Raw genomic sequence first — 21,017 nt, 5'->3', positions numbered from 1 at the left:
CTCCCACAATTGGAACGCGTTCTCCTGTGGGAGCGGGCTTGCTCGCGAAGCTTTCATGCTTTTAGAACTTCGTTTGCACCGCCAATTCAAAGGTACGCGGCGTACCCAGATAGTAAGCCGGCGATACATGCGCAAACTCGGCATACACCTCGTTGGTCAGGTTACGCACTCGCCCGGTAACGGTGGTGTGCGAGTCGACCTTGTAGCTGAGGAAGCTGCCGAACAGTGTGTACGACGGCACGGTCATGGTGTTCGCCGTGTCCGCATATACTGACGCCACATACCGCGCATCGACCCCACCTTGCCATTGCGGCGAAAAATCATAAGTCAGCCATAGATTGCCGACCCGATCCGGGACGTTGGTCGGTGTGTTGCCCTTGCGCGACACCACTACGCCGGCGGCATTTTTTTCGGTGAAGTCGTCGTATTGCGCATCGACCCAGGCGAAGTTGCCTTCGGCCAACAGTTTGTCGGTGATCCGCAGGGAGCTGGCAATCTCGATGCCTGTCGAAGTTTGCTGTCCTACCGGGATGCTGCTGGTAGGGTCCAGCGGGTCAGTCACGGCGAAGTCCTTGCGCTCGATGGTGTAGGCGGCAACCGTCGCCGAGCCACGGCCTTCCAGGTAGTCGAACTTGCTGCCGACTTCCCATTGCTTGCCGGTGGAAACATCGAAGTCCTGCGTGCCGTTCGGTTGCTCGGCGGCGGTGCTGTATTGCACGTAGACGTTGGCGGATGGAATGAACTGGTAAGTCAGGCCGACGCGCCCGGTGACCGGCTCCCAGCTGCGTTTGAGATGCTTCGGATTGGCGGCCGTCACGGTGCGATGGTTGGTCACGTCGAGGTCGATGTCGTCGTAACGCAGGCCGGTGAGCAACGCCAGTTTGTCGGTCAGTGCCAGGCGGTTTTCCACGAACAGCGCCTTGGTGGTGACCTCGTTGGTCTTGTCGCTGATCAGTGTCGGGTTGGTGCCGGGAATATCGTAGAAATGCCCCGGACGGTAGTTGTTCGGATCGACCGTGCTTGGGCCTTTGATATTCAGCGGCGAGTTGGTGGTCTGGTTGACCTTGTACTCGAAACCACCGGACCAAGTGGTGTCGAGGCCGAGCAGGGTATTGTCGTGGCGCAGTTCGAACTGGTTGCCGTTCTGCTCACCCTGATGCCGCACTTGATAGGCGGTGGAGCGATTCACCGCCGTGTTGTCAGCGTTGTACTGATAGGTCTCGAGGTTGCGGTAGTCTCGCTGGCTGTCGAGGTGATACAGCGTATTGCGCAGAGTGGTGCTGTCGTTGATCCGGTAGTCGATGATCGAGCGCACCCAGATCGTGCGCTGTTCGTAGCGCCCGTCCTCGACGTTGTAGTTGTTGAAGCGATTGTGTTTGTCGATCTTCAACTCGCCGGCTTTGGGGTTGAGCACCGGCGTGCCCCAGTACGGGCTGTCTTCGTGTTCGTCCTGATATTCCAGGGCCAGGGTGTGCGACAGATTCGGCGTGAGGTCGCTGAGCAACGAGAACGCCACGCTCCAGGCATCGCGCTCCTGACGGTCGATGTAGCCGTTGCTGGTGTTGTGGCTGACATCGAGCCGCGCGTAGTGCTGCACGTCGGCGCTCGGGTCGGTCAGCGCGTGGTTGAGGCCGAACGCGGTTTCGGTGGTGTCGTAACTGCCGTAGCTGACGCGACCTTCAGCGGCTTGTTCGTCGCGAGTTGCCAGTTTGGTCACGTAGTTCAGCGACCCCCCCACCGAGCCTGCGCCGTTGATCAGTGACGAAGGCCCGCCCACCAGCTCGACCCGATCATAGATCCATGAATCCACCGGTCGGGCGAGGCCGCCGGAGACGGTGACGCCGTTGAACATCTGAGTGATCTGGCTGCTGGTGAAACCGCGATAGGAGACGAATCCGCCAAAGCCCGGTGGTGCGCTGGCATTGACCCCGGTCAGGGTGTTGGCGGCGTCTTGAAAGTTCTGTGCGCCGTGGCGTTCGATGTCGTTGCGGTTGGCGACGGCCACCGAGGCCGGTGTGTCGCGCACGCTCAAGCCGAGACGCGAAGCCATGCCGCTGGATTGATCGAGGCTCAGGCCTGGTTCGCTGGTGGATTCGCCGTCGATGGTGATCGGTGCCAGATCCACGGTGGATTGCGCCCAGGCGTTAAGGGACAGGCAGCCGCACAGGCTCGCCAGCAGAGGAATATGTTTCATCGTTGAATCCTGAATGCTTGTCTAGGAATCAGCGCACAGGCGAACGCCGCGCGTTGGCGCAGTGGGCTGAAAAATCAAAAAGGCAAAGACACTCAGGCGAGCGGTGGGGCGCGAGGATTGGCCGAAGGCCAGGTGAAGCGGGCAGGGAGGTCGGCGCTGACGATGGGCGCCAGCGGCGGGCTGTGCTGTTCGGGCAGAACCGCGAGGGTCAGGCTGGAGTTGAACGCCGGGCCCATGCCGCCGCCGACCGAGCACAACGGGCAGCCGAACGCCTTGGACAGAGTCGGCAATTGTTCTTCGCCGGGATTGCTGGTCAGCGGCGCTTGAGTGGCCGGGTCGACCGTACAGAACTGCCCGCCGATGCCGTTGAGCTGCATCCCGACCATTTGCCCGTGACCGATGCTGCAGGCGAACACGTTGAACAGGACGCAGCAATAAAGCATCCAGGCCAGCAGTGAGCGATCGGAACGGGTGAATTTCATGGGGCGGCACTTTACCGTACCGCTGATCGGTCGTGCACTTCAAAAAATGCCAACTAGGATGTTTTGTTCAAATCCCTTAAAGGATTCTCGACCATGACCTTTGTGTTGGCTCAATGGCTGGTGACGATATTTGCGGCAATCGCCCTGGTACACGTGTATTGGGCGCTGGGTGGGCAATGGGCGGCGGTGGCGGCGGTACCGCAAGTGCCGGTGCGAGGACTGGTGGCGACGGTGCGACCGGCGTTCAAACCGTCAGGCTGGATTACCTTGCTGGTAGCGGCAGCATTGTTGGTGATTGCCGCGCTGGTGTGCATGCGGGTCGGCTGGGGCATGCCGGCGGTGCATCACAAAGCGTTGCAATGGGTGATCAGTGCGATTGCGTTATTGATGTTCGCCCGGGCGATCGGCGATTCGAATCTGGTGGGGTTTTTCAAGGAAGTGAAGGGGTCGCGGTTTGCGCGGCTGGATACCTGGGTGTATTCGCCGCTGTGTCTGGTGTTGGGGGCGGGGTTGTTGGCGGTGGCTTGGGTCTGACCCGGTTCATGTGTTGGCAATACCGGCCTCTTCGCGAGCAAGCCCGCTCCCACAGGGGAAATGCATTCCAAATGTGGGAGCGGGCTTGCTCGCGAAGAGGCCAGTTCAGACACCCTAGATGTAGAAACTAACTACCACTCTCGGTGCGGCGACTACTCACCTCAGCCGGCACATCATCCCCCGCCATGCGCTTGCGGAACAAAGCCGCCCGCGCCAGCAGCAACGTAGTCACCGGTACGGTAATCGCCAGCAGAATCGGAATCAGCCAGGCATGCATCACCGGCCCGGACTTGAGTGCAGAAAAACAGATGATCGAAGCCAGTGCGACACACCACGCGCCCAGTGTCGAGGCCAGCGCCGGCGGGTGCATGCGCTGAAAATAATCCTTCATGCGCAGCAATCCGGTCGCGCCAATCAGCGCAAACACCCCGCTGAGCACCAGCAGGATCGCCACCGGAATCTCCACCCACAGCGACAATTCAGCAGTCATTCGATCACCTCGCCACGCAGCAGGAATTTCGCCAGGGCAAACGAGCCGACGAAGCCGAACAGCGCGATCAGCAGCGCCGCCTCGAAGTAAGTGTCACTGGAATAACGAATGCCCAGGGTCAGCATCATCAGCATGGCGACGATGTACAGGTAATCCAGAGCGAGTACCCGATCCTGTGCCGACGGCCCCTTGAACAGGCGAATCAGGGTCAGAACCATCGCCAGCGAGAACAGGAACAGCGTCAGCAGAATCGCGTTCGACAGCAGCGGGCTCATTCGAAAATCTCCATCAACGGCTGCTCGTAGGCAGTCTTGAAGTGGTGGATGAAGTGCGCCTCGTCATCCAGATCCCAAACGTGCAGCAGCAGAATGCTGCGATCCAGCGCCAGCTCCGACCACACGGTGCCGGGCACCACGGTGCAGATCATCGCCAGCGCCGCCAGGCCGTTGGCGTCGCGCAGGTCCAGCGGAACTTTGACGAAGCGCGAGCGAGGCGGGCGGCGACCGGCGTTGAGCACGCCCCAGGCGACGATCAGATTGGAGAGGATCACGTCACGGCCCACCATCAGGAACAGGCGCAAAATCGTCAGCGGACGGCGGATGCGCACCTGTTTCGGGCGCAGCTTGCGCATCATCAATGGTGCGGCGAACCCGAGGATTGCACCGAGCAGCAGGTTGCCCGGGCTGACGGAGAGGTTCAGCGTCAGCCACAAAACCCACAACGCCAGTGACAGCAACGGTGCCGGAAATACGCGCTTCATGGCTGCACCTCCAGCATCGCCGCTTTGGCTTCAGGGCTGGGAACGGCGCGGGTGCCGAGCACCGCCATCACGTATTGCTGCGGGTTGTTCAGCGCGTCGGCGGTGGCCTGGGTGTAACGCAGCAGCGGCTCGGCCTTGAAGGTCAGCGCGATGCTCAATCCCAGCAGCAGGAAGATCGGCGCGCATTCAAGCTTGCGCAGCAGCGGCGACGGGCGCTCCTCGGGCGTCCAGAAACGCTGGATGCCCATGCGCGCGAATGCCATCAACGAGGCCAGTCCGGAGAGGATCAGCAGCGCCAGCAACGCCCATGCAGCGTTCGAGATCGGTGCCTCGCCGCCCAGCCCCAGCGGATTGAGCAGCGCACCGATCAGGTTGAGCTTGCCGATGAATCCGGACAGCGGCGGCATGCCGATGATCAGCAGCGCGCAGGCAATGAAACTCAAGCCGAGAAACGCCATGGTCCACGGGATGACCTGACCGACCACGGCTTTCTGCTCGTCATCGAGGTTGATGCCCTTGGGCGGTTGCAGCGATTCCTGCGGACGCGGCAGCAACTCGCTTTCATCCTCCAGCGGGATTTCGTTGGCCGAACGCGAACGCTCGATCAACTCCGCCAGCAGGAACAGCGCACTCAGTGCCAGGGTCGAGCTGACCAGATAGAACAGCGCCGCGCCGATCAGGTTCGGCTGGGCGAAACCCACCGCCGACAGCAGAATCCCGGCCGACACCAGAATGCTCAGGCTGGCCATGCGCTCCAGGCGTTGTGCAGCCAGAATCGCCAGCGCCGCGCAGGCGATAGTCGCCATGCCGCCGTAGATCAGCCAGTCGCCACCGAAGAATGCCGAAGCCCCGGCCTGACTGGAAAACAGCAGCGTCCACAGGCGCAGCAGGGTGTAGACGCCGACCTTGGTCATGATCGCGAACATCGCCGCCACCGGCGCACTGGCCGAGGAGTAGGCCGGCACCAGCCAGAAGTTCAGCGGCCACATGCCGGCCTTGGCCAGGAATGCCACCGCAAGAATCCCCGCGCCGGCGTGCAGCAAGCCACGGTCGGCTTCCGGAACCAGCGGAATCTTCAGCGCCAGATCGGCCATGTTCAGGGTGCCGGTGACGCCATAGATCAACGCCGCGCCAATCAGAAACAGCGACGAGGCCAGCAGGTTGATCGAGATGTAATGTAGGCCCGACGACACCCGCGCCCGACCCGAGCCGTGCAGCAACAGGCCATACGAGGCGGCGAGCAGCACCTCGAAGAACACGAACAGGTTGAACAGGTCGGCGGTGAGGAAGGCCCCATACAGGCCCATCAGCTGAATCTGGAACAAAGCGTGGAAGCTCGATCCCGCGCCGTCCCAACGCGCCATGGCGAACAACAGGGCGCTGACGCCGATGATCCCGGTCAACACCAGCATCAAGGCCGAGAGGCGATCAACCACCAGCACGATGCCGAACGGCGCCTGCCAGTTGCCCGGCAGGTACACGCCGATGGAACCGGGCACGCCGGTGGTTTGCGTCCACTGCAGCAGCATCACCGAAATGAACAAGCCGACGAGGCTGGAGAACAGATTGATTTTCGCCTTCAGCGGCCGATGCTTCTCGCCGAGCATCAACATGATGGCGGCGGTCAGCAGCGGCAGCAGGATCGGTGCGGCGATCAGGTGAGTCATCGCCATCATTCCTTGGGCTCCCGGCCGTCGACGTGGTCGGTGCCGGTCAGGCCCCGCGACGCCAGCAGCACCACCAGGAACAGCGCGGTCATGGCGAAGCTGATGACGATCGCGGTCAGCACCAGTGCCTGCGGCAGCGGATCGGTGTAGTGCAGCAAATCCTGTGTCACGCCGTCCTTGATCACCGGTTCTTTACCGATGAACAGGCTGCCCATGCTGAAGATGAACAGGTTGACCGCGTAGGACAGCAGGCACAGGCCCATGACCACCTGAAATGTCCGTGGCCGCAGCACCAGCCAGACCCCGGAGGCGGCGAGCACGCCGATGGCGATTGCGATGACTTCTTCCATCAGACGGCTCCTTTGCTGGCGACGGACTTGGGCAGCGACGCGGTCTTGTGACCACGCACCGATTGGTGGGCGAGGGCGGTGAGGATCAGCAGCGTCGAGCCCACGACCACGGCGTACACGCCGATATCGAAGAACAGCGCACTGGCGATATGGATCTCGCCCAGCAGCGGCAATGCGAAATGCCAGGTGTGGGTGGTCAGGAACGGATAGCCGACCGCCATCGCCCCGAGACCGGTGGCGGTGGCAAACAGCAGGCCGGTGCCCATCCAGCGCAGCGGTCGCAGGCTCATTTGCGCCTCGACCCACTGGGTGCCAGCGACCATGTACTGCAGGATGAACGCCACTGACATCACCAATCCGGCGACGAAACCGCCGCCCGGCTGGTTGTGGCCGCGCATGAACAGGTAGAACGACACCACCAGCGCAATCGGCAGCAACAGGCGCACCAGCACTGCCGGCACCATCATGAAACCGAGCGCGGTGTCGCTGGCTGTACGCGGGTTGACCAGATCGGTGACCACGTCCGGCGCGAGCAGACGTTGCTGGGCCGGCAACTGCAGGCTTTCTTTCGGCGGGCGGAAGCGGCGCAGCAGGGCGAACACGGTCAGCGCCACGGCCACCAGCACGGTGATTTCACCGAGGGTATCGAAGCCGCGGAAGTCCACCAGCATCACGTTGACCACGTTGCTGCCACCGCCCTCGGGCATGGCCCGGCTGAGGTAGAACGAGGAAATGTCGTTGGGCGTCTGCCGGGTCAGCATCGCGTAGGACAGCAGCGCCATGCCGGCGCCGACGGCAATCGACAGCAGCAAGTCGCGCAAGCGCCGCACCCGGGCCTTGCGCAGGCTCGATGGTAGTGGCGAGACTTCTTCAATCCGTCGCGGAAGCCAGCGCAGGCCGAGCAGGATCAGCACCGTGGTCACCACTTCCACCGCCAATTGCGTCAGGGCCAGATCCGGCGCCGAGAACCAGACGAAGGTCACGCAGGTCATCAACCCGCAGACGCTGACCATGGTCAGGGCGGCGAGACGGTGATACTTGGCCTGCCATGCGGCGCCGAGGGCACAGGCAATCGCCAGCAGCCACAGGGTGACGAACACGATCGAACCCGGAATCTTCGGCCGGTCGCCCCAGCTCAGGCTGCTGTGCAACATCGGGATCAGGCCGGCGAGCACTGCCGCCAGGACCATCAGGAACAGTTGCATTTGCAGGCGGCGGGTGCCGAGTCGGCGTTCTACCCGACGGGCCATGCGCATCATCAGCACCAGACTGCGCTCGAACAGGCGCTTGCCGTTGAAGCGACCCACCAGCGGCGGGTATTTGAAGCGGCCCCGCTTGAGCTGGTTGCGCAGCAGCAGATAGACCACGATGCCGCCGGACATGGCGATCAGGCTCATGATCATCGGCGCGTTCAGACCGTGCCAGATCGCCAGGCTGTATTCCGGCAGCGTCCCGCCCACCACCGGCAGCGCGGCGGCTGCGAGCAACGGGCCGACCACTTGCGCCGGGAAGATCCCGACGACCAGACAGGTGAACACCAGCAGCTCGACTGGCGCGCGCATCCAGCGCGGCGGTTCGTGCGGGGTGTGCGGCAGGTCGGTAGCCGTCGGGCCGAAGAACACGTCGACGGTAAAGCGCAGCGAGTAGGCGACGCTGAAGGTACCGGCAATGGTCGCGACAATCGGCAACGCTGCTTCGACCCACGCGGTGGCGTTGATGAACACGGTTTCGGCGAAGAACATTTCTTTCGACAGGAAGCCGTTGAGCAGTGGTACGCCGGCCATCGACGCGCTGGCAACCATCGCCAACGTGGCGGTGAACGGAATCAGTTTGATCAGGCCGCTGAGTTTGCGGATGTCACGGGTGCCGCTTTCGTGGTCGATGATCCCGGCGGCCATGAACAGCGAAGCCTTGAAGGTCGCGTGGTTGAGAATGTGGAACACCGCGGCAACCGCCGCCAGCGGGCTGTTCAGACCCAGCAGCAAGGTGATCAGGCCCAGATGGCTGATGGTCGAGTAGGCCAGCAGGCCCTTGAGATCGTTCTGGAACATCGCGCAGTAGGCGCCGAGCAACAACGTACACGCACCGGCGCCGCTGACGATGTAGAACCATTCTTCACTGCCGGACAGCGACGGCCACAGGCGCGCAAGCAGGAACACCCCGGCCTTGACCATGGTCGCCGAGTGCAGATAGGCCGAAACCGGAGTGGGCGCCGCCATGGCGTGCGGCAGCCAGAAGTGGAAAGGGAACTGGGCGCTTTTGCTGAGGGCGCCGATGAGGATGAGGGGAAGCAGAATAGGGTAGAGGGCATGTGCGCGAATCAGATCGCCGGCGGCCAAGACCTTGTCCAGGTCATAGCTGCCGACGACATGGCCGAGGATCATGACCCCCGCCAGCAGGCACAATCCTCCCGCACCGGTGACCATCAGCGCCATGTAGGCGCCACGCCGGGCATCGGAGCGGTGGTGCCAGTAGCCGATCAACAGGAACGAGAAGAGGCTGGTCAGCTCCCAGAAGAACACGATCTGGATCAGGTTGCCGGAGATCACCAGCCCGAGCATGGCGCCCATGAACGCCAGGAAAAAGGCGAAGAAGCGCGGCACCGGGTCGTCCGGCGACATGTAATAACGCGCATATAAAGAGACCAGGGCCCCGATGCCCAGCACCAGCAACGAGAACAACCAAGCGAAGCCGTCCATGCGCAGGACGAAATTCAAACCGAGGCTGGGCAGCCACATGAATTCTTCGCGGATCACCCCGCCGTGGGCGATTTGCGGATACAACAGCGCGACCTGCACGGTGCCGATCAGAGCGACCAGACCTGCCAACAGGGATTCAGTATTGCGCGCGTTGTGTGGCAGCACCGCTGCCAGACAGCTGCCAATGAATGGCAGAAGCAGTAGAACTATCAGGGACATAGGCTTCTAATCTGCGGAAGTTTGTGAAGCATCATACGTGCCAGCTCCCTGATTACCAAACGCCAGGATGTCTCAGAATCCTACAAAGTAGTCTGAAAAATTTGGTTTGGCATTGTTTCAGGGGGAGGGATGTTGTGACGGATGGCCCTTTCGCGAGCAAGCCCGCTCCCACATTTGAAATACATTCCAATGTAGGAGCGGGCTTGCTCGCGAAGGCGATGGGTCAGGCACTAAAGATATTGCGGATTAACCTTGGGTCTCCCGCTCCAGCTCCGCGTCTTCTTCGACAACCTTACCCTTGGTCTTCAGCTCGCTGACAATCACCGCCGCCACAATCAACCCCGCACCCACCAGCGCAATCGCCGGCAAGCGCTCGCCGGCGATTCGCCCGACGATCCCGGCCCACACCGGTTCACCGGCGTAGATCAATGTTGCCCGGGTCGGCGAAACGCTTTTCTGCGCCCAGTTCATCGCCACCTGAATCGCCGCACTCGCCGCGCCGAGTCCCAGCGCGGTCACCAGCAAGGTCCAGGAAAAATCCGGAAGCGCTTCACCGGTTGGCACCACCAACAGAAACGACAGCACCGAGGTCGCCGCCAGTTGCACCACGGTCACCCGGCGTACATCGACTTGACCGGCATAGGTGCTGATCAGAATGATCTCGGCGGCAATCGCGATGGCACTGATCAGGGTGGCAATTTCGCCGGGGCTGAAATTCAACGACGCCCCGGACGGCCCGGACAACAGCATCAGACCGGTAAACGCCAGCATGATGCCAATGCTTGGCATCAACCCCGGACGACGGCCCAGCACCAGCCATTGCAACAACGGCACGAAGGGCACGTACAGCGCGGTGATGAATGCCGACTGACTGCTCGGGATCGTTTGCAGACCAACCGTCTGCAAGCCGTAACCGAGCATGATCGCCACGCCGATGAACGATCCGGCCTTGAGCTCGAACAGGGTCAGTTCACGCAAGTGGCGCCAGGAGAACAGCGCGACGATGCAAGCCGCCGCCGCAAAGCGCAGGCCGACAAAGAACATCGGCCCACTGACGGTCATGGCGTGTTGCACCAGCAGGAACGTGCCGCCCCAGACCATGGTGATCAGCACCAGCACGCACTCGGCCTTGCTGAAACGGGAGAAGCGAAGCGGCGTGGGGGAGCTGTTCACTGACGTCATGTCCTTGCGCACTATAAAAGGCAGGACGCACAATGCGCCCAACGTTGCGCAGTATACTGCCCAACCCCACCGAGTGAGCAATATAGTGCACAAAGATTCCAGCCAACGGGCGTCCGTCCTGCAACACGTCAGTCACAACGTTCGGCGCCTGCGCCACGCTGCCGACATGAGCCAGACCGCGCTGGCGGAAAAGTCCGGCGTCAGTCGGCGCATGCTGGTGGCGATCGAGGCCGGGGAAAAGAATGTCAGCCTGACCACCCTCGATCGCGTTGCCGAAGCGCTCGACGTGGCCTTCAGCGACCTGATCCAGGCCCCAGACGCACGCGATACCAGCCGCATCAACGAGGTGGCGTGGGCTGGAGTGATTCCGGGAAGTAAGGCGGTGCTGCTGTCCAAGGCCACCGCCACCCGTGAAGTCGAGCAGTGGGAATGGTGCCTGCAACCGGGCGAGGTCTATCCCTCGCAACCAGACGCCGATGGCTGGAGCGAACAGATTTACGTGTTCGAAGGTTGCTTGACGTTAACGGTTGGCGACGTGGCCAACACCATTTCCGCCGGGGCGTTTTTCATGTTTGCCAGCAACCAGCCGCACGGCTATCGCAATGACGGAGCGGTCGCGGTGCGCTTTGTGCGCAATGTGGTGATTTGAATGAGTCAGAACGCAGACATCCTGATCATCGGCGGTGGCCTCAGCGGCACGATGCTGGCCGTGCAATTGCTGCGACTGCCCGGCCAGCGTCGGATCCTGATCATCGAACCGCGCGCCGAACTCGGTCGCGGTGAAGCTTACAGCGCCGTCGAACTGGGCCACACGCTCAACGGCAATGCGGCGCGCATGAGTGTCGACCCCGATAACCCCGATGATCTGACTCAATGGCTGACCGCGCACATCGCTGCCGGTGGCTGGCCGGAATCTGCCGAGCAGAATGTGCCAATCAGTGAGCTGTTCCCTCCACGCGGGCTGTTTGGCGTGTATGTGCAGCAGCGTCTGGCCGAGGCGCGCGTCGTTGGTGCGCAGCATGGTTCGACCGTCGAGCACGTTCGCGCTGAAGTCGTCGATCTGCAAACTGATGCGGATTCGGTGCAAATGAGCTTGAGCAATGGGCAGACTCTGCGCGGCGCCTATGCCGTGCTCGCTACGGGCATGTTCCCCGCCGCGCGCACGCCGCAGAAAGAGTCCAGCGGCCTGAACGCCGCAGCGCTTGATCCGTGGGATGTCGCCGCCATGCGTCAGCTCGATCCGCAGTCGACTGTGCTGATCATCGGCTCCGGCCTGACCATGGTCGATGCCGTGGTTTCACTGGAGCAGGCCGGTCATCGCGGGCCGATCGAAGTGTTTTCCCGTCACGGACTGTTGCCCCATGTGCGTCGGCAACCGCCGGCGTGGGTGGATTTTCTTGCCGAAGATCAGAGCATTCGCACACCTCGACAGTTGTTGCGCGAGCTGCGCAGGCATTGCCGCGAGGCGATCGCTCAGGGCATCGATTGGCAGGCGCCGCTGGACACGGTGCGGGCCCGTATCGGACGACTGTGGAGTCAGGCAACTGACGTTGAGCGTCGACAATTCGTACGCCATGTGCGGCCGTGGTGGGAGAGTCATCATCACCGGTCGCCGCCGCTGAGTGCAGCATTGGTTGAGCGCTTGCACAACGAAGGACGGTTGCGGATTCAGGCGGCGTTGTTCAAAGGGCTTGAGCCGATGACGGGCGAGGGTGTGAGCATTCGAATTCGGCGTCGGGGCGAGGTAGAAACCTGTGTGGTACAGGGGGCAGCGCTGATCAATTCCAGCGGCATCGAGTACGACTGGCGCCGCGTCGCGCGACCGCTGCCGCAGCAGTTGCTGGCGCGTGGGCTGGTGCGTCCGGGGCCGTTGGCGTTGGGGATTGCAGCGGCGGTGGACGGGGCGGTGCTGGATGCTGAAGGGCAGGCCGGCAGCCGATTGTTCGCGATGGGGCCACCGTTGCGCGGGATGTGGTGGGAGAGCACTGCGGTGACGGATGTGGCGTTGCAGGCGAAGGCGCTGGCGGCGCGGCTGGTGGAATGAAAGCAGACCGGCTTGCACAGATCCCTGTAGGAGTGAGCCTGCTCGCGATAGCGGTGGGTCTTTCACCTCATTGCTGAAGGGGCTGACGCTATCGCGAGCAGGCTCACTCCTACAGTTGAACGGGGCAGCTCAGTCATCTCGGAAGTGCATTCATCAGCCAGCGCTGGCGAATCTGCTCCAGACGCCCGTCGGCGCGCAAGGTTTCCAGCGCCTGTTGCCAGCGTTTGACCTGACCCGGATCGGTCTGCAGCGAAAAGGCAATGTAGGTGTCCTGTTTCATCAGCGGAATCTGATACTGCAAGCGTCCCGGTTCCATGCCTTGGGTGCGGGCCAGCGCGGCGGTGGAGAGTGTGTCGGAGACCACGAAATCGGTCCGGCCCAGGCTGAACAGACGCATCATCTGTTCCGGGGTTTCGACACCGTCGAGGTTCTTCAGATTTTGCTGCTGAAGGTAGCTGTAGATCAGCCATTTGCGCGGCACGCTGATACGACCGGCCTGATCCGCCTGCTGCAGGGTTTTTACCGGCGGCTGGTTGTTGGCATGGGCATACAGCGCGGTTTCGACTTCAATCAGCGGCCCGACCCATTGATAGCGGTCATCGCGCTCGTCGGTACGCAGGACGGTGAAGACGCCGGTGTTGGGTGTTTCGCTGGCGGTGCGCAGGGCGCGCAGCAACGGCACTTGTTGCAGATCGATCCGGTCGCCGGTCTGTTCGGCCAGCGCGCGCACCACATCCACGCCGTAACCCACCAGTTGATCGCCTTGCTGGAAATGCAGGGGCGGGTGGTTGTCGGTGAGCAGTTGCAGATCGGCCGCATCGGCCGCCAGGGCCAGGAGTGACAGCAGACACGCGGCAATCCGTTTCATGAATCGTCCCTGAAAAATTGAGCGCGAAGCTTAGTACGGGCCGGTGGTGGCTGTCGTGCGGAATGTACGGGGCTTTTGCGTCAGAAATAAAGGCTGATTGGCAGCATCGGCGCACGCAGAAACATTGTGGTGTGCCTGGCATTTGTGGCTGGCACACAACCTGTGGGAGCGAGCCTGCTCGCGAAAACGGTGGATCAGTCAACATCTGAAGTGGCTGATCTGGCCTATTCGCGAGCAGGCTCGCTCCCACTTTGGTTTTGTTGTGCCTGCATGGGGGGCAGGCACAGGGGGATGCGGTGGCGGGAGAGTTACGCCACCACGCGATAGCACGGCACATACGCCGCGCCGCCCGGCAGTTTCATCCGGTGCTGGGCGACGAAGGCTTTGAGCAGCGCGTCGAGCGGTTGCATGATCGCCGCGTCACCACGGATCTGGTACGGCCCGTGTTCTTCGATCAAACGGATGCCCTTGTCCTTGACGTTGCCGGCGACGATCCCGGAGAACGCGCGGCGCAGGTTGGCGGCCAGTTCGTGGGGCGGCTGGTCGCGGTGCAGCTTGAGGTTGGCCATGTTCTCGTGGGTCGGATCGAACGGACGCTGGAAGCTTTCGTCGATCTTCAGCAGCCAGTTGAAGTGGAACGCGTCGTTGCGCTCGCGGCGGAACTGCTTCACCGCTTTGAGGCCGGCAGTCATCTGCCGCGCGACTTCGGCCGGGTCGTCGATGATGATCTCGTAGTGCTGCTTCGCCGCATCGCCGAGGGTGGCGGTGACGAAGGCATCGAGTTGCTCCAGATACGGCGCGGCATGTTTCGGCCCGGTCAGGATCACCGGGAACGGCAGGCCGGCGTTGTCCGGGTGCATCAGGATGCCCAGCAGGTAAAGGAACTCTTCGGCGGTGCCGGCGCCGCCCGGGAAGATGATGATGCCGTGGCCGACACGCACGAACGCTTCCAGACGTTTTTCGATGTCCGGCAGGATCACCAGTTCGTTGACGATCGGGTTCGGCGCTTCGGCGGCGATGATCCCCGGCTCGGTCAGGCCAAGGTAGCGCCCGCCATGGATGCGCTGCTTGGCGTGGGCGATGGTCGCGCCCTTCATCGGGCCTTTCATCACGCCGGGGCCGCAACCGGTGCAGATGTCGAGGCTGCGCAAGCCCAGTTCGTGGCCGACTTTCTTGGTGTATTTGTATTCTTCGGTGTTGATCGAGTGGCCGCCCCAGCACACGACGATTTTCGGCTCCACACCCGGCCGCAGGGTGCGCGCGTTGCGCAGCAGGTGGAACACGTAGTCGCTGATGCCTTGCGAGGTGCTGAGGTCGATGCGTTGGCTGTCGAGTTCGTTTTCGGTGTAGACGATGTCACGCAGGGCGCTGAACAGCATTTCCCGGGTGCTGGCGATCATTTCGCCGTCGACGAACGCGTCGGCCGGGGCGTTCAGCAGTTCGAGGCGCACGCCGCGATCCTGCTGGTGAATGCGGATTTCGAAGTCCTTGTAGGCTTCGAGGATGGTCTTGGCGTTGTCGACATGCGCGCCGGTATTGAGGATGGCCAGGGCGCACTGGCGGAAGAGGGTGTAGGTGCTGCCGGAGCCGGCTTCGCTCAGTTGCTGAACTTCACGTTGAGAAAGGGTTTCCAGGCTGCCTTTCGGGCTGACCGAGGCGTTGATTACGTGTCGTTGGGTCATGCAATGATCCTTAAAACGATGTCATTCCAATGGCAGGCAAATGGCATCCGAATAGTGTGTATCCATGAATGAAGATGGCACGATCTGCGCTGTACCGCCATGTCCTCGTTGGACGCTGAAAAGTTGAAAAGGGCCCCCAGCATAGCTAAATCCCCGAGAGAGGCGATAATGCGCAGCGAGTTTTTTCCGTTGCCCTTTTTATCGCTCAAGGAAGTCATGCCCGATGTTCGAGATTCAGCCGATGGACCCAGCAACGTTTCGCCAGCAGACCCGCCGCAGCACGCTGATCATTGCCGTGCTGTTTCTGGTGTTGGCGATGGTGCTTTCGACGGCGGCGGTGGCGCTGTTCGGCGAACCGGGCGGCGATAACTTGCGGTTCAATGTCGGCGGGGTGTTCGTCGCCTTCCTGCTGACGGCGGCGCTGCTGCGCGGGCAATTCTGGCAGCAGCCGTGGATGGCCCCGGCGGTCTATAGCTGGCGGCTCAAGCGCAGCCTGATGAGCGTGACCAACGTGATGCATCAGGTGACCGCTGCGGTGGAACAGAACGATCCGACCGCGATGAAGGTGCTGCGCTTCTATCATCTGGGGCTGACACAGATGCACGAACTGGACGGTAACTCCAGCGATCACGCGCAATTGCACCGGGAAGTCGAAGCGCACAAGGAACGGATGCAGGCGCGGGGCCTGGAGATCGACCAGAAGCGCCTGGATCCGGCCTGGCTGCAAGCCTTGAAACCCGCCGCGCGTTAAAACGGAATACGGCTGGCGCGGCGCAGTTTCCACGCACGGACCAGGCGTGCATAGACCAGCAGGTTGATCGCCAGCACCACGCTGCCCAGCGCCAACTGGATCTGCGGCGTCAGCCCGGCGGGGTAGATGATCGGCCAAATGTAGTGCTCGATGAAGCCGCCGGCGTATTCGGTCTGCCCGGCGGCGTGGCGCATCAGGTTTTCCCAGTAGGTCAGCGGACAAGTCAGGTGCAACACCTCGACCGCCACGCCCCATGCAGCCGCCGGCAGATGCAGCCACATCAGGCGTGGCCACTTGAGCACCAGCAGCCCGCCGAACAGTACGAACAGAATGAATGACAGATGGAACAGCACCAGCCCGTCGGCTGCGATTCGGTACAGCATGTCGTCTCCCTGACGTGGTTGTGAAGGCCTCCATGGTACGCCGACAGCGACGCTGGGGCGCTGCGATTTAGCGCAAGTGCGCAAGATTGTTCAAGCCACGAAGGGGCACTTGCTGGCAGAGTCTGCGACCGTTTCCTCGGTTGAAGAGCGTTATGTCTGACTCACTTATGCCGCGCCGTGCGTTTCTTCGCGGCGCTGCGGCGATCATGCCGTTATCACTGGCGACGGCGCCGTGGGGGCTGCTGGCCGGCTCCATGGCGATCGAAGCCAATCTCACGCCGTTACAGGGGCAGGGCCTGTCGAGCATCGTGTTCGCAGGGGCCGCGCAACTGGTGGCGATCGGCATGCTCAAGGGCGGTGCCGGGATTTTCTCGATCCTGTTGACCACGCTGCTGCTGACCTCGCAGCACCTGTTATATGGGATGAGCATGCGCTCGGTGATCTCACCGCTGCCCGGGCGCTGGCGCATCGGCCTGGGCTTTTTGCTCACCGATGAACTGTTCGCCCTGACCAGTCAGCATGATCGTCAGCAGTTCAACCGCTGGTACGCCTTGGGCGTCGGCCTGACGTTCTATATCGCCTGGAACCTCTTCACCCTGGCCGGCATCGTCTTGGGCAGCAGCATTCCGGGGCTTGAGCACTTGGGGCTGGATTTCTCGATTGCCGCCACTTTCATCGCATTGATCACCCCGGTGGTGCGTAACGTGCCGACCGTGGTGTGTGTGGCGGTTTCGCTGTTCTGCTCGGTGCTGTTCAGCTATTGGCAGTGGGGCTCGGCACTGGTGTTGTCGGGGCTGGCCGGGATGACCGCAGGGTTTGTCTGCAACAAGTTGTATCGGGGGCGCAAATGATGGTCTGGGCAGTGATTTTCGGCATGGGGATTCTGGTGTTCCTCAACCGTTACGTGTTTCTCGAACCGCGCCTGCCGCTGCGCTTGAGCAGCAATGCGCGGCAGTTTCTCGGCTTTGCCGTGCCGGGCATGTTGACCGCGATCTGCGGGCCGATCGTGTTCATGCCGGACAAACAGTTGAATCTGCAGTGGGATAATCCGTATTTGCTTAGTTCGCTGGTGGCGATCGGACTGGTGCTGTACACCCGCAATACCTTGCTCAGCATGCTTTTGAGCATGGCGTTTTTCTTTTTTGCTGCGCTGGTGGTTGTAAGTTGCCGGTAAAAAACTGTTCTACGCTAGTTGGATGACTATTTTTGACAAGGCGAGGTGCACATGACGACCGAGCAAAAGCGTCCGGATGAAGACGAACAAGTAGACGATGAAGTAGACGAGCCCAGCGAAGAAGAAATCGAGCGAGAGAAACGCAAGGAACAGACGTGGAAGCACGACGATGGCAAGGAACTCACCGGGCCTGATATGAAGCTCTGAGAGCAATCTGCAAAAAGCCCCGCAACAGCGGGGCTTTTTGTTGTTCAGAGGTCTTCCAGAGACGGGAAGTCCGGATGTGACGCCCGATAGCCCAGAGTCTTGTCGATCCATGCATTGAGCTCGTTGACCATCACCGGTGGGTGCCCGGGATAGCCTTCGAGGGTGGTGCGCAGGATGCGTTCGATGTCCGGCACTGAACGCAGGTTTCGGGTCTTGATGTAGTGGCCGATAAAACAGTCGAGTTGAAAGCGTTCTGTCATGGACAGATAGATACACTCCAGGCCGTTGGCCTGTTTGATTGCAAAATCGTCGCGCAACTTAGTTCTCTGCAAGGCTTGTTAAAGTTGTAGGGGATTCCTGGTTTTGCTGACTCTTTGGTCAACTGGTATGCCAATTGGAAATGCGGCGCGCATGCTATCCGTAGCGCATCTAAATGTATGTATGACGGTTGAAATGTCAGACAGGCGGTTGGTTCGCTCAAACGACTGTTTTTTTCGGGCTGTCTCAACAATGAAACACTCACTGTAAAGATCGAGTGTCACCTGTTATCACCTGCGGCAGCTCCTACAGGGTAAACGCGTGAGATCACGGATCTTTAAGCCACTTCGTCAATCAGTCCGGCACCCTGATTGCGTGAATTGCCGACGGCTTTGCCAACCTTGTGCCAGGCAAATGCCTCACTGGTTTCACCTTCAAACAGCAGCATCTGTTCGGCGCGCTCCGCAGGTGTTGCCGGATCTAGCCATTCGGCAGCCAGCTCCGCGCGAAAGACCACGGGTCTTCGGTCATGGATATCGAGCATGCCTCCGACGCTATCGGCGGTGATGATCACGAATCCATCGTCGTCCCGAGCATCGCTGCCGGGTGTCGGAAATTGGCCGATGGCCGCACAGAAAACCGGCCCGTGATCGGCACGACGGATCAGCCACGGCTGTCGGGTTTTATCCGGGCCGTCGACCCATTCGAACCAGTTGTCGATGGGCACGATCAGCCGATGACGCCAGATCGCCCGGAAGAACGGCCCATGGGCGACTTTCTCCACGCGGGCGTTGATCGGCGCCGCGCGGTCTTTGGCCCAGTGCGGGCGCCAGCCCCAGCGCAAGTTGTCGGCATACAGGCGTTGATCATGTTGATGGAGCACCGCGAGTGACGTGGTCGGCGCCGCGTTGTAGCGCTCCAGCGCAGCGTCGCCGACGTGATTGATCAGCGCATCGGGAATGCTCAGCACCGCGACAAAGTCGTGAATGCCGCGGTACTGCGAGAGTCTTCCGCACATGCGCCGAATCTCTGGGTGGACGCTTTCAGCTTAGTTGGCTCTGGCCAATCAATCCTGCGCCTCCTGACCGGTGAACGTGTCGCGCCAGATCAGCCAGCGGCGTTCCAGCACTGCGAGCAAACCGTCGCTGAGTTTGCCGAGCACGGCGAGCACGATAATCGCCGCCAGCACGATGTCCGGTCGCGAGGTTTCGCGGCCGTCGCTGAGCAGATAACCGAGGCCCTTGGTCGCGGCGATCAGTTCGGCGGCCACCAGAAACATCCACGCCAGACTCATGCCGCTGCGTAGCCCTGTGAACAGGCCGGGCAGGGCGGCAGGCAGCAGAATCCGCCGCACCAGTTGCCAGCGGCTGAAGCCATAGATGTGTCCGACTTCGACCAGTTTGCGATCGATGTTGCGAATCGCCGCGACCACGTTGACGTACACCGGAAAAAACGCGCCGATGGCGATCAGCACGATCTTCGAGGTTTCATCGATGCCCAGCCACAGCAGCAACAGCGGCACCCAGGCCAGACTCGGAATCGAACGCAGCGCGGCGAATGTCGGTTCCAGATAAGCCTCGGCCTCACGGCTCAGGCCGACCCAAGCGGCGAACACCAGCGCCAGGCTGGCGCCAATTGCAAAACCGAGCAACACCCGCAACAGGCTGGCGCTGATGTGTTTCCACAGGGCGCCTTCGGCGAGGTCGGTGAGGGTCAGGGCGATCTCGCTGGGCGCCGGCATCTGATAGGACGGCAGCCAGCCGAGACGCACGATGAACTCCAGTGCGATTACGATCAGCAGCGGCAGGGCCAGGCCTTTCAGGCGCCGTCGCCATGTCGGGTTGAGAGATGAAGGACGCGGCCTCGACAAGCTGCGAGGCGGCGCGGGCAGTTCGTTACTGCGAGTGCTCATACGTGGGCTCCGCTCACAGCGAATCCGCGTCGGGCGCGGATGGGCTGTGAGTCTGGTCGATTACTGGCGGGCGACGGCTTGCTGCACTCCGCTGTCGAGCAACTGATCGATGACTTGATCGACATTCACCCCACGCCGCACCAGTTCCTCGGACACAAGAATCGGTGCCGCCGCCTTCGAGGCCTGCACATCGTTGGCGGTCAGTTGCGGACTGCTCAGGTCGGTGCGCGACAACTGTAGTTTGGCCACGTCCAGCGGCAGACCGGATTCCTTGGCGAGCAGCGCGGCGAACTCGTCGGGATTTTTCAGCGCCCAGTCCCGCGCCTGCTCGTAGGCTTTGATCACGGTGTCGATGGTTTGCGGATGCTCCTTGGCGTACTGCTCGGTGACGCTGACCACGCCGTAGCTGTTGAATGCCGGGTTGCGATACAGCAGACGTGAACCGGCCTGCACCTGGCTGGCGGCCATGTGCGGATCGAGTCCGGCCCAGGCGTCGACATCGCCTTTTTCCAGCGCGGTGCGGCCGTCCGGATGTTGCAGGTGCACCAGTTCCACGTCGTCTTTCTTCAACCCGGCCTGTTGCAGGCTGCGCAGGGTGAACAGGTACGGATCGGTGCCTTTGGTGGCGGCGATTTTCTTGCCCTTGAGGTCGGCGAGGCTCTGGTACGGCGAATCCTTGCGCACCACCAGCGCGGTCCATTCGGCACGGCTGTAAACGTATACCGATTTGATCGGGCTGCCGTTGGCCCGGCTCAGCACGGCAGCGAGGCTGGCGCTGGAGGCGAAATCGACGCCACCGCTGTTCAGGTATTCCAGCGAACGGTTACTGCCCTGGCTCAGCACCCAACTGACTTTGGTCTGTGGCAGGGCCTTTTCGAGAAAACCGAAATGTTTGAGCACCAGACTCACGGGTGAGTAGTAGGCGTAATCCAGATGGACTTCCGCAGGCGGCGCTTCGGCGGCTTCGGCCAGCGGTTGCAGGCTCAATGCCAGGGCGCTGGCGACCAGCAGCGTTTTGAGGCGGATAAACGGTAAGAACGATGTCATGGGGCGCTCCGGCAAAGGCACTGGTTGTTATGTCCAAAAATATATTTTTATCGGCTGCGTCCTGCATGAATGGAATATTGCAGGCTCTGTGCCATGTGCGTTTCGACCCATGTT

At 61.6% G+C, this 21,017-nt stretch carries 22 protein-coding genes and 1 pseudogene; 7 read left to right on the top strand and 16 right to left on the bottom strand.

Annotated features, from left to right (window positions below; translation table 11 throughout):
* Positions 1 to 61 precede the first annotated feature (61 nt).
* Positions 62 to 2,194 (bottom strand): TonB-dependent receptor, encoded by a 2,133-nt coding sequence (locus tag ACOYXI_RS07955; protein ID WP_461674682.1) that lies wholly within the window; start codon positions 2,192 to 2,194, stop codon positions 62 to 64.
* 92 nt (positions 2,195 to 2,286) lie between these two features.
* Positions 2,287 to 2,676, bottom strand: a complete 390-nt coding sequence (locus ACOYXI_RS07950; RefSeq protein WP_097090306.1) for a DUF2946 domain-containing protein — start codon at positions 2,674 to 2,676, stop codon at positions 2,287 to 2,289.
* Between the two features lie 93 nt (positions 2,677 to 2,769).
* On the opposite strand from ACOYXI_RS07950, the gene ACOYXI_RS07945 reads away from it, so the two are divergent.
* Complete coding sequence (locus ACOYXI_RS07945; protein WP_098964385.1) at positions 2,770 to 3,210, top strand: DUF3995 domain-containing protein; 441 nt, start codon at positions 2,770 to 2,772, stop codon at positions 3,208 to 3,210.
* Positions 3,211 to 3,337: 127 nt separating this feature from the next.
* On the opposite strand, the gene ACOYXI_RS07940 is transcribed toward ACOYXI_RS07945, so the two are convergent.
* From ACOYXI_RS07940 to ACOYXI_RS07910, 7 genes are all read right to left on the bottom strand, one after another.
* Positions 3,338 to 3,700, bottom strand: coding sequence for a Na+/H+ antiporter subunit G (locus ACOYXI_RS07940; RefSeq protein ID WP_095136490.1), 363 nt, complete (start codon positions 3,698 to 3,700; stop codon positions 3,338 to 3,340).
* Complete coding sequence (locus ACOYXI_RS07935; protein WP_003225959.1) at positions 3,697 to 3,975, bottom strand: K+/H+ antiporter subunit F; 279 nt, start codon at positions 3,973 to 3,975, stop codon at positions 3,697 to 3,699. Before ACOYXI_RS07935 ends, ACOYXI_RS07940 begins: the two co-directional genes overlap by 4 nt.
* Positions 3,972 to 4,460 (bottom strand): Na+/H+ antiporter subunit E, encoded by a 489-nt coding sequence (locus tag ACOYXI_RS07930; protein WP_461674681.1) that lies wholly within the window; start codon positions 4,458 to 4,460, stop codon positions 3,972 to 3,974. Before ACOYXI_RS07930 ends, ACOYXI_RS07935 begins: the two co-directional genes overlap by 4 nt.
* Positions 4,457 to 6,136 (bottom strand): monovalent cation/H+ antiporter subunit D, encoded by a 1,680-nt coding sequence (locus ACOYXI_RS07925; RefSeq protein ID WP_098964383.1) that lies wholly within the window; start codon positions 6,134 to 6,136, stop codon positions 4,457 to 4,459. The genes ACOYXI_RS07930 and ACOYXI_RS07925 overlap by 4 nt, the downstream gene beginning before the upstream one ends.
* On the bottom strand, positions 6,133 to 6,477 hold the full coding sequence (locus ACOYXI_RS07920) for a Na+/H+ antiporter subunit C (protein ID WP_003225953.1): 345 nt from the start codon (positions 6,475 to 6,477) through the stop codon (positions 6,133 to 6,135). Before ACOYXI_RS07920 ends, ACOYXI_RS07925 begins: the two co-directional genes overlap by 4 nt.
* On the bottom strand, positions 6,477 to 9,395 hold the full coding sequence (locus ACOYXI_RS07915; RefSeq protein WP_461674680.1) for a monovalent cation/H+ antiporter subunit A: 2,919 nt from the start codon (positions 9,393 to 9,395) through the stop codon (positions 6,477 to 6,479). The genes ACOYXI_RS07920 and ACOYXI_RS07915 overlap by 1 nt, the downstream gene beginning before the upstream one ends.
* 246 nt (positions 9,396 to 9,641) lie before the next feature.
* On the bottom strand, positions 9,642 to 10,577 hold the full coding sequence (locus tag ACOYXI_RS07910) for a DMT family transporter (protein WP_135296060.1): 936 nt from the start codon (positions 10,575 to 10,577) through the stop codon (positions 9,642 to 9,644).
* A gap of 85 nt (positions 10,578 to 10,662) precedes the next feature.
* Here ACOYXI_RS07910 and ACOYXI_RS07905 point away from each other — a divergent pair, with 85 nt between their 5' ends.
* Positions 10,663 to 11,226, top strand: a complete 564-nt coding sequence (locus ACOYXI_RS07905; RefSeq protein WP_461674679.1) for a helix-turn-helix domain-containing protein — start codon at positions 10,663 to 10,665, stop codon at positions 11,224 to 11,226.
* On the top strand, positions 11,227 to 12,621 hold the full coding sequence (locus ACOYXI_RS07900; RefSeq protein WP_461674678.1) for an FAD/NAD(P)-binding protein: 1,395 nt from the start codon (positions 11,227 to 11,229) through the stop codon (positions 12,619 to 12,621).
* Positions 12,622 to 12,754: 133 nt separating this feature from the next.
* On the opposite strand, the gene ACOYXI_RS07895 is transcribed toward ACOYXI_RS07900, so the two are convergent.
* Both ACOYXI_RS07895 and ppnN read right to left on the bottom strand, forming a co-directional pair.
* Positions 12,755 to 13,489: a substrate-binding periplasmic protein gene (locus ACOYXI_RS07895; protein WP_461674677.1), complete on the bottom strand. Its 735-nt coding sequence runs from the start codon at positions 13,487 to 13,489 to the stop codon at positions 12,755 to 12,757.
* 308 nt (positions 13,490 to 13,797) lie between these two features.
* Positions 13,798 to 15,171, bottom strand: a complete 1,374-nt coding sequence (gene ppnN / locus ACOYXI_RS07890; RefSeq protein ID WP_027612974.1) for a nucleotide 5'-monophosphate nucleosidase PpnN — start codon at positions 15,169 to 15,171, stop codon at positions 13,798 to 13,800.
* Between the two features lie 223 nt (positions 15,172 to 15,394).
* Between ppnN and ACOYXI_RS07885 the strand changes: the two genes are divergently transcribed.
* Positions 15,395 to 15,922: a DUF3087 domain-containing protein gene (locus ACOYXI_RS07885; protein ID WP_461674676.1), complete on the top strand. Its 528-nt coding sequence runs from the start codon at positions 15,395 to 15,397 to the stop codon at positions 15,920 to 15,922.
* Here the strand turns inward: ACOYXI_RS07885 and ACOYXI_RS07880 are convergent.
* Positions 15,919 to 16,305, bottom strand: coding sequence for a DUF2784 domain-containing protein (locus ACOYXI_RS07880; protein ID WP_461674675.1), 387 nt, complete (start codon positions 16,303 to 16,305; stop codon positions 15,919 to 15,921). The genes ACOYXI_RS07885 and ACOYXI_RS07880 overlap by 4 nt on opposite strands.
* Before the next feature lie 152 nt (positions 16,306 to 16,457).
* On the opposite strand from ACOYXI_RS07880, the gene ACOYXI_RS07875 reads away from it, so the two are divergent.
* The 3 genes and pseudogenes from ACOYXI_RS07875 to ACOYXI_RS07865 all read left to right on the top strand — a co-directional run bounded on the left by ACOYXI_RS07875 (position 16,458) and on the right by ACOYXI_RS07865 (position 17,686).
* The gene (locus ACOYXI_RS07875; protein WP_461674674.1) at positions 16,458 to 17,156 is read left to right on the top strand and encodes an AzlC family ABC transporter permease; all 699 of its coding nucleotides are present in this window, start codon (positions 16,458 to 16,460) and stop codon (positions 17,154 to 17,156) included.
* A pseudogene (locus ACOYXI_RS07870) lies at positions 17,156 to 17,468 on the top strand (AzlD domain-containing protein). Before ACOYXI_RS07875 ends, ACOYXI_RS07870 begins: the two are co-directional and overlap by 1 nt.
* 62 nt (positions 17,469 to 17,530) lie before the next feature.
* On the top strand, positions 17,531 to 17,686 hold the full coding sequence (locus ACOYXI_RS07865) for a hypothetical protein (protein ID WP_202368532.1): 156 nt from the start codon (positions 17,531 to 17,533) through the stop codon (positions 17,684 to 17,686).
* Between the two features lie 44 nt (positions 17,687 to 17,730).
* On the opposite strand, the gene ACOYXI_RS07860 is transcribed toward ACOYXI_RS07865, so the two are convergent.
* The 4 genes from ACOYXI_RS07860 to ACOYXI_RS07845 all read right to left on the bottom strand — a co-directional run bounded on the left by ACOYXI_RS07860 (position 17,731) and on the right by ACOYXI_RS07845 (position 20,903).
* Entirely contained in the window at positions 17,731 to 18,003 is a 273-nt protein-coding gene (locus ACOYXI_RS07860) for a hypothetical protein (RefSeq protein ID WP_027612979.1), read from the bottom strand.
* Between the two features lie 278 nt (positions 18,004 to 18,281).
* Positions 18,282 to 18,962, bottom strand: coding sequence for an SOS response-associated peptidase (locus ACOYXI_RS07855; protein ID WP_461674673.1), 681 nt, complete (start codon positions 18,960 to 18,962; stop codon positions 18,282 to 18,284).
* Positions 18,963 to 19,010: 48 nt separating this feature from the next.
* Positions 19,011 to 19,856 carry an ABC transporter permease gene (locus ACOYXI_RS07850; protein ID WP_461674672.1) on the bottom strand — a complete coding sequence of 282 codons (846 nt, stop codon included), beginning with the start codon at positions 19,854 to 19,856 and terminating at the stop codon, positions 19,011 to 19,013.
* A gap of 60 nt (positions 19,857 to 19,916) precedes the next feature.
* On the bottom strand, positions 19,917 to 20,903 hold the full coding sequence (locus ACOYXI_RS07845; RefSeq protein WP_461674671.1) for an aliphatic sulfonate ABC transporter substrate-binding protein: 987 nt from the start codon (positions 20,901 to 20,903) through the stop codon (positions 19,917 to 19,919).
* Between the last annotated feature and the right edge of the window lie 114 nt (positions 20,904 to 21,017).

The organism is Pseudomonas sp. G3-19 (assembly GCF_054855875.1).
This window is presented reverse-complemented; position numbering and strand designations above follow the sequence as displayed.